Origin of the sequence: Alteromonas lipotrueae, assembly GCF_019249255.1 — a bacterium.
Taxonomy (GTDB): domain Bacteria; phylum Pseudomonadota; class Gammaproteobacteria; order Enterobacterales; family Alteromonadaceae; genus Alteromonas; species Alteromonas lipotrueae.
Genome location: NZ_JAESDJ010000001.1, coordinates 797,868 through 811,615, shown reverse-complemented (window position 1 = coordinate 811,615; position 13,748 = coordinate 797,868). Strand labels below are relative to the sequence as shown.

The 13,748-nt window shown below is 44.5% G+C and carries 15 protein-coding genes and 1 tRNA gene; 2 read left to right on the top strand and 14 right to left on the bottom strand.

Translation table 11 applies throughout. The annotated features are described in order from the left end of the window. From KYS23_RS03465 to aspS, 13 genes are all read right to left on the bottom strand, one after another. Nucleotides 1–76, bottom strand: a tRNA-Lys gene (locus KYS23_RS03465). A 335-nt stretch (nucleotides 77–411) separates the two neighbouring features. Beyond that, nucleotides 412–1,200 carry a tol-pal system protein YbgF gene (ybgF, locus tag KYS23_RS03460; protein ID WP_159529751.1) on the bottom strand — a complete coding sequence of 263 codons (789 nt, stop codon included), beginning with the start codon at nucleotides 1,198–1,200 and terminating at the stop codon, nucleotides 412–414. Then, on the bottom strand, nucleotides 1,200–1,766 hold the full coding sequence (gene pal / locus KYS23_RS03455) for a peptidoglycan-associated lipoprotein Pal (protein WP_159529749.1): 567 nt from the start codon (nucleotides 1,764–1,766) through the stop codon (nucleotides 1,200–1,202). The genes ybgF and pal overlap by 1 nt, the downstream gene beginning before the upstream one ends. A gap of 40 nt (nucleotides 1,767–1,806) precedes the next feature. Beyond that, nucleotides 1,807–3,162, bottom strand: coding sequence for a Tol-Pal system beta propeller repeat protein TolB (tolB, locus tag KYS23_RS03450; protein ID WP_159529747.1), 1,356 nt, complete (start codon nucleotides 3,160–3,162; stop codon nucleotides 1,807–1,809). Between the two features lie 4 nt (nucleotides 3,163–3,166). Continuing rightward, nucleotides 3,167–3,946 carry a cell envelope integrity protein TolA gene (tolA, locus tag KYS23_RS03445; RefSeq protein WP_218395378.1) on the bottom strand — a complete coding sequence of 260 codons (780 nt, stop codon included), beginning with the start codon at nucleotides 3,944–3,946 and terminating at the stop codon, nucleotides 3,167–3,169. Nucleotides 3,947–3,954: 8 nt separating this feature from the next. Continuing rightward, a complete protein-coding gene (tolR, locus tag KYS23_RS03440) occupies nucleotides 3,955–4,380 on the bottom strand; it encodes a protein TolR (RefSeq protein WP_057792958.1) in 426 nt (141 codons plus the stop codon). A 48-nt stretch (nucleotides 4,381–4,428) separates the two neighbouring features. Beyond that, a complete protein-coding gene (tolQ, locus tag KYS23_RS03435) occupies nucleotides 4,429–5,121 on the bottom strand; it encodes a protein TolQ (protein ID WP_159529743.1) in 693 nt (230 codons plus the stop codon). After that, a complete protein-coding gene (ybgC, locus tag KYS23_RS03430; RefSeq protein WP_159529741.1) occupies nucleotides 5,111–5,509 on the bottom strand; it encodes a tol-pal system-associated acyl-CoA thioesterase in 399 nt (132 codons plus the stop codon). The genes tolQ and ybgC overlap by 11 nt, the downstream gene beginning before the upstream one ends. A 447-nt stretch (nucleotides 5,510–5,956) precedes the next feature. Beyond that, nucleotides 5,957–6,961, bottom strand: a complete 1,005-nt coding sequence (gene ruvB, locus KYS23_RS03425; RefSeq protein WP_057792964.1) for a Holliday junction branch migration DNA helicase RuvB — start codon at nucleotides 6,959–6,961, stop codon at nucleotides 5,957–5,959. A gap of 81 nt (nucleotides 6,962–7,042) precedes the next feature. Next, nucleotides 7,043–7,663: a Holliday junction branch migration protein RuvA gene (gene ruvA, locus KYS23_RS03420; protein ID WP_013784875.1), complete on the bottom strand. Its 621-nt coding sequence runs from the start codon at nucleotides 7,661–7,663 to the stop codon at nucleotides 7,043–7,045. Nucleotides 7,664–7,787: 124 nt separating this feature from the next. After that, on the bottom strand, nucleotides 7,788–8,306 hold the full coding sequence (gene ruvC, locus KYS23_RS03415) for a crossover junction endodeoxyribonuclease RuvC (RefSeq protein ID WP_159529737.1): 519 nt from the start codon (nucleotides 8,304–8,306) through the stop codon (nucleotides 7,788–7,790). Beyond that, nucleotides 8,306–8,746: a dihydroneopterin triphosphate diphosphatase gene (gene nudB, locus KYS23_RS03410; protein ID WP_013784877.1), complete on the bottom strand. Its 441-nt coding sequence runs from the start codon at nucleotides 8,744–8,746 to the stop codon at nucleotides 8,306–8,308. The genes ruvC and nudB overlap by 1 nt, the downstream gene beginning before the upstream one ends. A gap of 3 nt (nucleotides 8,747–8,749) precedes the next feature. Continuing rightward, on the bottom strand, nucleotides 8,750–10,510 hold the full coding sequence (gene aspS / locus KYS23_RS03405) for an aspartate--tRNA ligase (protein WP_218418041.1): 1,761 nt from the start codon (nucleotides 10,508–10,510) through the stop codon (nucleotides 8,750–8,752). A gap of 162 nt (nucleotides 10,511–10,672) precedes the next feature. Here aspS and KYS23_RS03400 point away from each other — a divergent pair, with 162 nt between their 5' ends. Both KYS23_RS03400 and KYS23_RS03395 read left to right on the top strand, forming a co-directional pair. After that, nucleotides 10,673–11,620 carry a DUF72 domain-containing protein gene (locus KYS23_RS03400; RefSeq protein WP_232370593.1) on the top strand — a complete coding sequence of 316 codons (948 nt, stop codon included), beginning with the start codon at nucleotides 10,673–10,675 and terminating at the stop codon, nucleotides 11,618–11,620. Between the two features lie 175 nt (nucleotides 11,621–11,795). After that, nucleotides 11,796–12,284 (top strand): GAF domain-containing protein, encoded by a 489-nt coding sequence (locus KYS23_RS03395; RefSeq protein WP_159529733.1) that lies wholly within the window; start codon nucleotides 11,796–11,798, stop codon nucleotides 12,282–12,284. A gap of 122 nt (nucleotides 12,285–12,406) precedes the next feature. Here the strand turns inward: KYS23_RS03395 and KYS23_RS03390 are convergent, their stop codons facing one another. After that, a complete protein-coding gene (locus tag KYS23_RS03390; protein ID WP_159529731.1) occupies nucleotides 12,407–13,747 on the bottom strand; it encodes a sigma 54-interacting transcriptional regulator in 1,341 nt (446 codons plus the stop codon). Nucleotide 13,748 lies beyond the last annotated feature (1 nt).

Genomic DNA, 13,748 nt, shown 5'->3' with positions numbered 1-13,748 from the left:
TGGTGGGTCGTGCTGGATTCGAACCAGCGACCAATTGATTAAAAGTCAACTGCTCTACCAGCTGAGCTAACGACCCAATCTTTCCTGATGTTGCCTGTGTCTTGGCAACGGCGGCATATAATACTCAGATTTTTTTCTGACGCAACCCAAAAGGCATTTTTATTTTGATTTTTGTAGTAAAAAGCTTTCAACCGCTCAAAATCAACACAAATCGCGCATAATTCCTACCACAAAACCAGTACAAAACTTTTTTAAACCGACAAAATGCCACCGAGTTAAGTCTAAAAAAATGCGTGTTTTTTGGATTTTCCTTGAAAAATATACTCATAAGTATTGTTGATGGTTCAGTACAACAGAGGTATAAAATTTCAAAGGGGCGAAAAAAAACCTCTCATTAGGAGAGGTTTTTCATTATAGATTATTTAATCTAGATTCCGCTAACCGCTTTGCGGAAGAATTAGGGTATTCGCTTATAACTTGCTGAAAGAAATTTCGTGCCCCACTATTGTCGCCCGTGCGTTCGGCAATGACACCTAACTTTAATAATGCATCTGGACGCTTCACTGAATCAGAGAAGCGGTTTGATACGATATTAAATTGCTCAATAGCGTCATTCCATTGCTGTTTATTAAACAACAGCTGACCGAGCCAGTAGTGCGCATTCGGTGCATACTCGCTATTCGGAAACCGCTGTATGAATGACTGAAAAGCAGGAATTGCTTTATCGTACTCACGAGATTTCAGGATAAGATTAACAGCACTGTCGTACGCTTCGTCCTCCCCCTCTTGTGGGGATGATGAGCCTGTGGAGGGGGTAACCCCTGCAGAATTACCTAACGGGGCGCCAGCGCCACCAGCGTTAGCTAAACCGCCTTGTTTAAGTGCCTCAACACGCTTATCTATCTCAAGGTACAATTCACGCTGACGTTCAAGCACCTTTTCCAGCTCGTTGGTGTTAACTTCGACAGACCCTCGCAATTGGTCAACTTCGCTTTGCATGTTGTCCAATTGGGTTTGTAAGCGATGCTGCATTTCAGTTCTGCTTTTAACAATACGCTCTAAAACAGCAATACGCTGTTCTAGATTGCTGCCGCCATTGGCATCTACCACTGGCGCCTGTGCGAAGGCAGAACTTGAAATAGCAAAGGCGGCACACAAGGTAACGCCTGCTTTAATAGTGTTAATTGCTGTAAAAGCCATTATCGGTAAACAACCACTCCGCGGCGATTTTGCGCGAATGCATATTCAGTTGAACCCATTACCGCAGACTTCTCTTCACCGTATGAAACAACCGTAATTTGGCTGCTGCTTACACCCGCGTTCATTAGGTAAGTTTCAACAGACTGGGCACGACGCTCACCTAGTGCAATGTTGTACTCTGGTGTACCACGGCTATCAGTATGACCTTCGATGGTCACCTTCATGTTAGGGTTTTTCACCAAGAACGCTGCGTGTTTATCAAGTAAACGTTGAAATTCAGGCTTGATGCTAGCGCGGTCGAAATCGAAGTAAACCGTTTGTTCGTTTTTCAACGCTTCCATTTCTTGCTGAACCATTTCTTCTGAACGCTTCATGCGTTGAGCAGCTTCTGCTTCTACGCGTTGTGCTTCAGCTTGACGAGCATCTTGCTCTGCTTGTGCTTGTTCTTGTGCAAGACGGTTACGCTCAGCAGCTAGCTCTTCTTCGCTAGGGCCAGACGAACAGGCCATCATGGTCACCACTGGCAAGGCGATAATGAAGCTCTTCATTAATTTATTCATTTGCATCCTACTAATCCTTAAATGTTATTGTTTGATATTTCAATTGTTAGAACAAAAATGGTGACCAACTTGGCGATTTCACTTGCCCATCGGCTGCCGGTAATCTGGCTTTAAAGCGTCCATCAAGTGAAACAAGTGAAAGTACTTGTGTCCCTTCATGAAGGGTACTATAAATAATCATACTACCGTTAGGCGCTACACTGGGTGACTCATCCAAAAAGGTTCTTGTCAGTACCTGAGGAGAGCCGCCGTCTAATGCCTGCTTAGCAATATGGTAGTTTCCATTGGTTTGATTAACCACTACCATTTGCTTACCGTCGGGCGTTAATGTAGCACCCAAGTTCTGTTCGCCTACAAAAGTAACGCGTCTTACCTTTCTAGAATTTAAATTTACGCTATATATCTGGGGTTTACCACCCCGTTCAGAGCTAAAAATTAAACCACTACCGTCAGGTAGCCATGAAGGCTCTGTATCGATGGCACGGTTGCGCGTTACTCTGGTTAAATTTTTCGTCGCAAGATCCATAACATAGATCTCTGGGTTCCCATCTTTCGACAAAACCATTGCAAGTTGCTTGCCATCTGGTGAAAACGCTGGGCTTCCGTTAATTCCAGGGAAATCAGTAACCGTTGTACGTTTGCTAGTATATATATCCTGTATGAATATTTGAGGTCTACGGTTTTCAAAGCTTACATAAGCTAACTTTTCACCGTCTGGTGACCAAACCGGAGACATCAATGGTTCAGGTGACGACAACAGGCGCGTCTCGTTCTCGCCATCATAGTCTGAAATCACTAGCTGATATGGTTTCTCGTACGTATCTCTGTCACGTACAATAACATAAGCTATACGGGTTAAGAATGCACCGCGTACACCTGTCAATTTCTCATACACTACATCACTAATGCGGTGTGCGTATTGCCTAAAGTCTCTAGGGCTAATAATAGATTGGCGCGCCGCTATAACGTGTTCGTTACTTACGACTAACTCACCGTTTTTCAATACCTGAGACTGGCCACCGTCTAACTGCCCTTTTAGTACATCAACCAGTTGGTAAGAGACTAAATATCTATCGGTACCTTCAGGTTCAATACTTCCGACCAAAACCGTATCAACCCCAAGAGACGCCCACGCAGAGTAGTTAACCTCATCAGCGGTTTCAGGCATTTGGGGCATTTTACTTGTCGCAACGGGGCTAAATTTACCGCTACGCATCAGGTCAGCCATAATGACTTCAGAAATATCGCTAGGCAATGTGCCAGCACCTTTCCACTTAAACGGCACTACACCAATAGGTCGAGCACTGTTTATACCTTCGGTGATCACAATCTCTAACGTCGCGAATACCTTGGCACTAAATACCATCGCGATGGCGGCTATCCATAAACCTGTTTTTTTCATTGCACTACAGTTCCACTTTTAAGTTAATATCTTTTAATTGCTCATAGACGTCGGCCGCATCCGATACCGGCAGTTCTTCTGCACGGCGTACGGCACTTTCTGCTGCTCTGCACAAGGCGTCATGCCCGCCTAAGATACGTATGCTAGTCACATAACCTGTGGTAGCCAATTTGATATTCAATCTACATACCTTACCTTTAAAGCTGTCATCGTCGTACAAGTTACGTTTTATCGTTTGCTGAATTAATGCGGTATAGCGCTCTACTTCAGTCAGAACTTGTGCACGTCTTCGTTGTTGCTGAGCCGCTTGCTCTTGCGCAAGTTGCTCTTGCATAATTCTCTCCATCTCAGCATTTTCAGCAGCTTCTTTTTTCTTACGCTCTGCATCGGCTTTCGCTTTAGCTTCACGTTCTTTGCGCTGTTGCTCCTTTTGCGCAGCCAACTGTTCTAACTCTTTTTGACGTTTGAACTCGGCTTCTTCAGCTTGCTTCTTCTCTCTAGCTTGCTTAGCCTCTGCCGCCCTCTTACGCTTAGCTGCAGCAGCTTGCGCTTCTTTCTTCTTTCTTTGCGCTTCTGCCTCTCTTGCCTGCGCTTGTGCCTGCGCTTGTTCTCTCTTGGTATCAGCGATGGCTTGAGCATCAATGAAGGTAGCTTCAATAACCGGCGCATTAGTGGCCATTGTAGGCAAGGGAGAAGGTGAAAAGCTGACGCTAATTAGCAACACTGCAGCCACAACAAGGTGCAGTGCGATAGATTTATAAATGCCAACAGAACTTGCAGTCATCAATAAACCTACTCTGGCTCAACGGGGTCTGTCATTAAACCTACAGAAGGCACACCCGCGCCTTGCAATAACACCATAAGTTGAATGACCTCATTATAAGCAACTTGCCCATCTCCTTTTACTACCACGGGAGTATTAGGATCTTTTTGTAGCTGAGCTTGTACCAAGGCTGCTAAGTCTTCTTGTGCCAGTGGCGACTCTTGGTCGTCTCCCACGTTAAGAAAGTAGCGGCCTTTAACGTCTACTGACGCAATAATAGGTGGATTATCTTCTTGCTCAATTGGGTTCGCACTTGCTTTAGGTAAATCAACTTTAACCCCTTGCGAAATAAGCGGAGCCGTTACCATAAAGATAATCAGTAGTACCAACATCACATCGATGTAAGGTACTACATTAATTTCAGAAACCGGCCTACGGCGCTTTCTTACATACATAATAATTCCTCTCTCACCAGTGAGTTAAGCTCGCATCAATGTTCGCATTTACGCTTGCGGCTGCTGAGCTTGACCAGATACTGCCTGACGGTGAAGAATGGCAGAAAACTCTTCCATAAAGTTACCGTAGCTGTTTTCCAATTTCTCAACTTGGTGACTGAAACGGTTATACGCAATAACCGCAGGAATGGCCGCAAATAAGCCGATAGCCGTTGCAATAAGGGCTTCCGCAATACCTGGCGCTACCATGGCAAGGGTGGCTTGCTGTACTTCACCTAAAGCGATAAAGGCGTTCATGATCCCCCACACCGTACCAAATAGGCCTATATACGGACTAATAGAACCGGCCGTTGCTAGAAACGGAAGACGACTTTCTAATTCTTCCACTTGGCGAGACATAGTTACCCGCATTGAGCGGTAAGTACCATCAACAATAGCATTGGTGCCTGAATTCGATTTGCGCAAGCGGACGAACTCTTTAAAGCCAGCACAAAAGATAGTGCCAATACCCGATAAGTTAGGGCGAGCAGATAGCTCTTGATAGAGTCGATTTAAATCAGCACCCGACCAAAACTTGTCTTCAAACTGACGCATCTCTTCTCGTGCACTTGAAAGCGCCTTACTACGCTGAAAGATAAATGTCCAAGACGCAACTGAAACGCCTAATAAAAGCAACATAACAAGTTGAACAATAAAGCTGGCCTGCAAAAATAGGCCGATAAAAGTAAGATCAGATGACACGCGTTATTTCCCCTAACAATGTACGTGGTAGTCGTCTGGGCTTCATCGTCTCCAGACTGACACAAGCAACTTGAATATCGGCAGATACTAAAGTTACATCTTGTTTATTTCTAATGGTTTGTTGAAACGTCATACTCGCTCCTTTCAATTCTACAACCTGCGTTTCAATACTCAACAGGTCATTAAACCGAGCAGGCGCATAGTTATGCATTTCAACGCGTTTGACGACAAAAGCCACTGATTGTTCCATTAATCTATCTTGTTCGAAGCCAAGGGCTCTAAGCCACTCGGTTCTTGCCCTCTCCATAAACTTGAGGTAGTTGGCATAATATACAATGCCCCCCGCATCAGTATCTTCGTAATACACTCTTACTTGGTGTAAATGCATAAATATTCTTTCACCGTCAATAAAATTAATCGTTAACCTTGGTTATTTATCGTATTACAGACTTACAAAAACGATAATATTCACCCTACACACCCCATTTCCAGGAGAATTTAATGATAAAATGATAAACCATTAACACCACTGCAACACATTAGTTTTTCTAAGGCTAAAAAACAATTTTACTCAATTGTAAGAATTCAAACTAAGCCTATAATACGCAGCATCAGTTCTACAGAGCGTAATGGTGTACCACACGGTTATGCAAGAGTTTTTCTCCTGTTAGATATGAGTTCCCTGGATTTATTTCCTTTAACACTTGTTGTTTTGGCCCGTTCATTGAGCGGGCTTTTTTTTATCTGAAGAAAAGTGAAAGGGTGTGCTAAATAACAGAAACTAAGCATGAGCAAACATAGGGCTTGCTCATACAAATACACAAAGGGTAAGCCGCTAAACAGAAGGTGTAAAACCGAAGTGAAGATAGGCGCGTTGCGAGACTATACGCCCACGCGGGGTACGCTGTAAGAAACCTTGCTGAATTAGAAAGGGTTCAATAACATCTTCAATAGTCTCTTTCTCTTCACCAATCGCCGCAGCTAAATTATCTAGCCCTACTGGGCCGCCATCAAATTTCTCTATAATGGCACAAAGCAATTTCCGATCCATGTAATCGAAACCTTCTTTATCTACATCAAGCATATCCAATGCCTTTGCTGCGGTTTCAACGCCTACCGTACCATCAGATTTAATTTCTGCGTAATCTCGAACCCGTCGTAATAGCCTGTTGGCAATACGCGGTGTACCTCTAGAGCGACGTGCAATTTCCTGTGCGCCTTCTGGGCTCATATCCAAATTCAAGTAACTCGCACTACGAGCCACAATGGTGGTGAGATCTTTAACCGAATAAAACTCGAGTCGTTGAACTATGCCGAATCGGTCTCGCAATGGCGATGTAAGCGAACCTGCCCGCGTTGTAGCTCCCACTAAGGTGAAAGGTGGTAAGTCAAGTTTGATAGAGCGGGCTGCTGGCCCCTCGCCTATCATAATATCCAGCTGGTAATCTTCCATGGCGGGATACAGAATTTCTTCCACTACAGGGCTTAATCGATGAATTTCATCAATAAAAAGCACATCGTTGCGTTCAAGGTTAGTCAGCAATGCCGCTAGGTCACCTGCTTTTTCAAGTACGGGACCAGAGGTGGTTTTAATGCTGACATCCATCTCGTTCGCCACAATATTTGCTAGGGTAGTTTTACCTAACCCTGGCGGGCCAAATATTAATAAGTGATCAAGGGCATCGTCACGCTTTCTAGCTGCCTGAATGAAGATTTCCATCTGCTCACACACGTGAGGCTGGCCTGTGTAATCATCAAGCATTTTAGGGCGAATAGCACGGTCGATAACTTCATCTTCGGTACTCGCGTCGGGCGTAATTAATCTGTCAGCTTCTATCATTAGGGCTCTGCTTTAATGTAAATCGGCTACGTAGGCCTATCGCGCTAGCTTGTTTTAGTCTTGGCTTCTGTTTAAAAAGGTTTAAATAGCGGCTTTTAACGCTTCACGAATTAGCGATTCGCTTTCCATGCCTTCTTTATAAACACTGTCGATAAGTTTACTGGCCTGCGCAGGCTTATAGCCTAGTGCCACTAGCGCGCTCTGGGCATCTTCTCTCGTGTCGTTTACTTCTACTAGCGTATTGGTGTTAAGTAAATCCCCACTGGGCGGTGGAATGGCAATACTTTGTACTTTGCCAAACTTCGCTAACCTATCTTTTAACTCAACCACTAACCTTTCAGCCGTTTTCTTACCAATGCCCGGCAAGCTCACTAGCGCAGAAACGTCTGCATTTTGAACCGCTGATAAAAATTGGCCTGCGGACATACCCGATAATATGGTTAAGCCTAATTTAGGGCCCACCCCATTCGCTTTAATTAGCTCTCGGAATAATCCTCGCTCCATTTTATCGGCAAAACCGAACAGCAATTGCGCGTCTTCTCGCACGACGAAATGGGTATAAACTACCACTTCCTCACCTACGGCTGGCAATTGATAGAAGCTGGTCATTGGCATATGAATTTCATAACCTACCCCATTTGCATCTACCAATATTTCTGGGGGCTGCTTTTCGGCCAATGTACCGCGAATACGTCCAATCATGACTGCTCTCTTACCTGGTATTTTCCCAATGTAGGGAAATAAAACGAATAGGAAGGTTCTATTAGTTACAAAAAAGTGGTTACCGCTATGCGAGTTTTTAACAACGCTAGAGCAAACAAAACAATTAACGCAAACGGCCTCGCACGGTTTTGCGTGCTTGCCCTGCCATATTAATCAAGCTTTGCTCGGTATGAGCATGACATAGCGCTACCGCAAGAGCATCAGCTGCATCAGCTTGAGGTGTACCACTTAAACTCAACAAATGCTTCACCATGTGCTGCACTTGGGTTTTATCTGCACTACCCTTACCTACTACTGCTTGTTTAATTTGCCTAGCCGAATATTCTGCTACTGGCAAATCACCTTGAGTGGCTGCCACAATAGCGGCACCGCGGGCTTGCCCTAACTTTAAAGCAGAGTCGGGATTTTTTGCCATAAACACTTGCTCGATAGCAAATTGTGCAGGGTTGTACTGGCGAATAATATCGCTAATGCCGGTATAAATATTGGCAAGCCTGGACGGTAAGTCTGCCGTTCCAACGCGAATACAACCGCTCGCCACATACACAAGTTTACCCTGCTTACGCTCAATAACGCCGTAGCCTGTAACCCTAGAACCTGGATCTATACCCAGTATAACCATTAAGGTACGTTTGGTACAAACATTGATACCGCCTCTTTGTTTGAAGGCGACCAAAGTCGCGCTAATGCTTGTGCTTTATCTACCCACTCATACTGCAAATGTTCAGTAAGCACCAACGGCAAGGTACTGTCTACTTGAAGAGAAAAAACGTGTTCGGTGTTAAACCGTGTTCCGGGGGGATATCGATGCAACCAGCGGCTGCGAATTTCGTATTGGTTTTGTCTATTGTGGTTAAACATTTCTATAGACAGTTGTTTGGCGTCAATCCCTGTTTCTTCCGCTACTTCTCGGTATGCGGTTTCAATAGGGAGCTCGCCATCTTCCATTGCGCCGGTAACCGACTGCCAAAATTCAGGGTCGTCATTGCGCTGTAGCAAAAGTACCTTATGGTGCTGATCGTACAACACCACAAGGACCGACTCGGGCTTTTTATAAGCCATCGTTTACGACGGCTTTTTTACCGTTGCAATCGCCAACTCTTCCAACTGCTGTGGATTCGCTGGACTTGGCGCAGATGTTAATGGGCAAGCCGCTGTCGTGGTTTTAGGGAATGCCATTACATCACGAATAGAGCTAGCACCTGTCATAAGCATAACAAGGCGATCTAAACCGAACGCTAGACCTGCGTGAGGCGGCGCACCAAAGCGTAAAGCATCAAGTAAGAAGCCAAATTTATTCTTCGCTTCTTCTTCTTCAATACCCAAAATCTCAAACACGGCAGATTGCATTTCTTCGTTGTGAATACGTACTGAACCACCACCAAGCTCGCAACCATTTAATACCATATCGTAGGCATCAGACAATGCGCCAACCGGGTTGGCTTTTAGCTCTTCTGCGGTTAAGCCGCGAGGTGCAGTAAACGGATGGTGTATAGCATGAAGCTGTCCATCGAATTCTTCGAACATAGGGAAGTCGACAACCCACAACGGCTTCCACTCACCTTCCAATAGTTCAAAATCTTCACCTAGCTTAAGGCGAAGTGCGCCCATGGCTTCGGTAACTACCGTGTTAGTGTCGGCACCAAACAACAGGATATCGCCAGCTTGAGCACCAGTACGCTGTAAAATACCGTCGGTAATATCTTCGCTTAAGAATTTAAGAATAGGTGATTGTAAACCTTCTTGGCCTGGTGCCATTTCGTTCACTTTCATCCAGGCTAAGCCTTTCGCGCCGTAAATGCCCACAAACTTGGTGTACTCGTCAATTTGCTTACGAGACATGCTGGCACCGCCAGGTACGCGAATAGCAGCAATACGACCTTTAGGATCGTTAGCTGGGCCACTGAATACTTTAAACTCAACAGTTTCAAGTAGGTCAGCAATATCGGTAAGCTCTAGTGGATTACGTAAATCAGGCTTATCGCTACCAAAACGCTTCATTGCTTCGGCGTAGGTCATGCGTGGGAAGTCACCTAAATCTACGTTCAACATAGTGCTGAACAAATCGCGGATCATGCTTTCAGTGATCGCCATTACGCCATCGGCATCTAAAAACGTAGTTTCGATATCGATTTGAGTAAATTCTGGTTGGCGGTCGGCACGCAAATCTTCGTCACGGAAGCATTTTACGATTTGATAGTATCTGTCCATGCCAGACATCATCAGCAATTGCTTAAACAGTTGTGGCGATTGCGGCAGTGCAAAGAACTCGCCTTTATGCGTACGACTAGGTACTAAATAATCACGAGCACCTTCAGGTGTCGCTTTGGTCAAAATAGGGGTTTCAATATCTAGAAAGCCTTCGCCTTCTAAGAAACGACGTACTGCACCAGTTACCTTAGCGCGGAACTGCAAGCGCTGGCTCATAACAGGGCGACGTAAATCAAGGTAACGGTAGCGTAAACGCTGCTCTTCAGAGTTCTCTTGGTTCCAATCAAGTGGCAGCGCATCAGAGCGATTGATGATTTCTAGGCCTGTGCCCAAAATTTCAATTTCGCCGGTACGCATATCTTTATTCATTTGACCTTCAGGACGAGCACGTACTTTACCGGTAAGCTTCACGCAGAATTCACCGCGAAGTTTATTCGCTACGCTTAATACCTCTGGTAAATCAGGGTCGAATACCACTTGAACGATACCTTCGCGGTCTCGTAAGTCGATGAAGATAACGCCACCTAAATCACGGCGTTTGTTTACCCAACCACATAGGGTGATTTCTTGCCCAATGTATGATGAATCGATGTTCCCACAGTAATCTGTGCGCATGGTCGTTGACCCCTGATATTCTTATCTTGCGTTACACGATGGTTGGCAAACCCTTGAACCTGCTTGCCATTACTCTACAATGAGGCGATCGCGCCCCTTGCCATCATGCACTATGTGTTAAATTAAGGTCGCATAGTATAAACAAATGCGCACTAAAGCCCAATGACAAATACAAACAATCCTGCAGTAACTAAATTATCAACTTCTTCGGCGCTACCCGAGGTATTTATTGGCCTGCCGCAGTGGCAGCATAGTCATTGGCCAAAAACCTGGTTTGCTAATTACCCAAAAAGTGACAATCAACTGGTTCATTACGCTAATGAGTGTAATACGGTTGAGGGAAATACAACCTTTTATTCTCTCCCCCATTCAGATGCGGTAGCACGCTGGGAACAATCTGTAGGTAGCGACTTTTCGTTTACCTTTAAATTTAACCAGCAAATCACGCATGTTCACCAATTATTGCATTGCGAAGATGAAGTGAACGAACAATTACAAATTCTTGCGCAACTTGAGCACAAACTCGGTGTGATGCTGTTGCAACTTCCTGCAAGCTTTGGCCCTGAAAAACTCGAGCGACTGGCTTCGTTTTTAAGTCATTTACCACGCCATATTAAGGTGGCCGTTGAGGTTAGGAATTTGGCTTTTTTTAAAAAAGGTGATGAAGAGAAACAGTTAAACCAATTATTAATTGAGCACAACGCCAACCGCATTATTATGGACACCCGCGCCTTGTTTACCGGCCCTGTTTCAAGGCTAGATACAGGGGCTAATACAAGGGCTAGCAACAGTGCGCTATTAAGTGAGGTACGACATAAAAAACCTAGAGTCCCGGTGAATGTGATTGCCACCGCGAATAACCCTGTCGTTCGTTTTGTAGGAAATGATACGGACGAAGATAATATTGCGTGCTTAACGCCTTGGGTGAATAAAATTCATCAATGGCGGCTAGAAGGAAAAAGCCCGTATTTCTTTTGTCATCGACCCGATAACAAAGACGCCCCGTGGTTGGCGCAGCAGTTTATTGATTTGTACAACCAAAAGCATGGTGATGCGGCAATTCCTAACCTTGCCATTAAACAACAGCCGAGCCAAAACGCCTTGTTTTAGCGTGCATTTGCTGCGCATAAATTTCGCTAAAAGTGCTGCTGTTTTAACTATTTTAAATAGCAAAGCCATGCACCATACATTAAGAATATTAACTAGTGCTTATGCTTACCTTCCTATAAACTGAAAGCTATTGAGACAGTCTCAATAGTAACTTTTTATTTAAGTGAAATAATTAATGGAATTACCAACGCTTGATCGCGAAACCTTGCGATTAAAAGCCCTAGAAAATTTAAACATTCTAGACACCAAACCCGACGCACAGCTAGATGCCGTTACCAAAGCAACCCAAGAATATTTTAAATGCAAAATTTGCTTGGTGAGCTTAATTGCCGAAGACAGACAATGGTTTAAGTCTCGCCAGTGTTTAGATGTGTCAGAAACACCGCGCAATATTTCATTTTGCACTTACGCAATAGCGGAAGAAGAATATTTAATTGTAACCGACGCAACAAAAGACAGCCGTTTTGCAGGCGGCCCCTTGGTTAAAGGTGAGCCTTACATTCGCTCTTATGCTGGCGCTATTCTTCGTTCTAACGATGGGTACGAGCTTGGTACATTATGTGTTATTCATGATGAACCGAGAGAGTTCTCTGCTGAAGAAATTCTTATGTTAAAAGAGATGGCCAAGAAAGCGGAAACCATCATTAATGAGAATCAATGGTAGATTAACAATCGCTAACAAGGCTATTAAAGCCCACTAATCTAAAAGAAAAAAGCTGCCACATTAGGTGGCAGCTTTTACGCTTTACGCTTTACGCTTCAAAGATACTTCCAGTAGGGGTCGTACTAACGAAAGTCTCCCGCATCTAAGTCATGCTTCTTCATTAACTTATGCATATCGGTTCGGTTACGACCGGCTAACTCAGCCGCGCGGGTTACGTTTCCATCCGTCATTTTCAAAAGCTTGTTCAAATACTGTTGCTCGAAGGCATCACGGGCTTCGGTCAGCGTTGGCCAACTTTGTTTGGTAGCTGATAGCGCTTGTTCTACAAGATGCAGAGGCACTACCGGGGTTTGTGTTAAGGCAACACATTGCTCTACCACATTCACTAATTGACGCACGTTTCCTGGCCAAGATGATTTCACTAACAGCTGCATAGCATCGTCTGAAAACTGACTAACATTCACGCCATGACGCTGAGCACTTTGCTGTAACAATGAACGAGCAAGTAATGGAATATCTTCGCTACGCGCTTTCAACGACGGAAGCTTTAAGTTCACCACATTTAAGCGGTAATATAAGTCTTCCCTGAAAGTGCCCTCTTCCATTTCTTTGAGCAAATCTTTGTGAGTAGCCGAAATGATACGAACATCAATATCTACATGCTTGCTGCTGCCTACAGGCCTGATTTGACGCTCTTGTAACGCACGTAATAGTTTAACTTGTAGTGTCATTGGCATATCGCCAATTTCATCTAAAAATAGAGTACCGCCATCGGCTTCTCGAAATAAACCTGGGTGAGCGGCTACCGCTCCAGTGAAAGCACCTTTTGCATGCCCGAATAACTCTGATTCAAGTAAGTTTTCTGGCAGTGCGCCACAGTTAATAGCAACAAATGGCTTGTTACGTCGATCGCTTGCCTGATGCATTGCATTCGCTAGTAACTCTTTACCTGTTCCACTTGCTCCGCTAATGAGTACGCTAACTTCTCGCTGTGCAATTCGGTACGCTTGATCAAGTACATTAAGCATATCTTGAGAGCGGGTAACGATACTTTTCGCCCACTCACCGGGCTGGGCTGCTTGTGACTGACTTAATGCTTTTTGTAATAAGGTACGCAGTTCATCATGATCGACTGGCTTTGGAAGAAAGCCAAAAACACCTCGTTGGGTGGCCGCAACCGCATCAGAAATGGTTCCGTGAGCGGTCATCAAAATAACGGGAATATCTTTTCGAATGCCCATGATTTCTTCAAATAAACTTAACCCGTCAAGGCCAGGCATACGCAAATCACTGAGGACTACGTCAAAAGCATCATTTTGAAGTTTTCTTAACGCCGCATTACCATCTTCAACGGCAGTAACTTGATAACCCTCACCTTCTAACCGAATGGTCAAAAGACGAAGTAAACTTTTATCATCATCAACCAACAATAAATGGGGTTTGTTCTTACTACTTTCACTCATT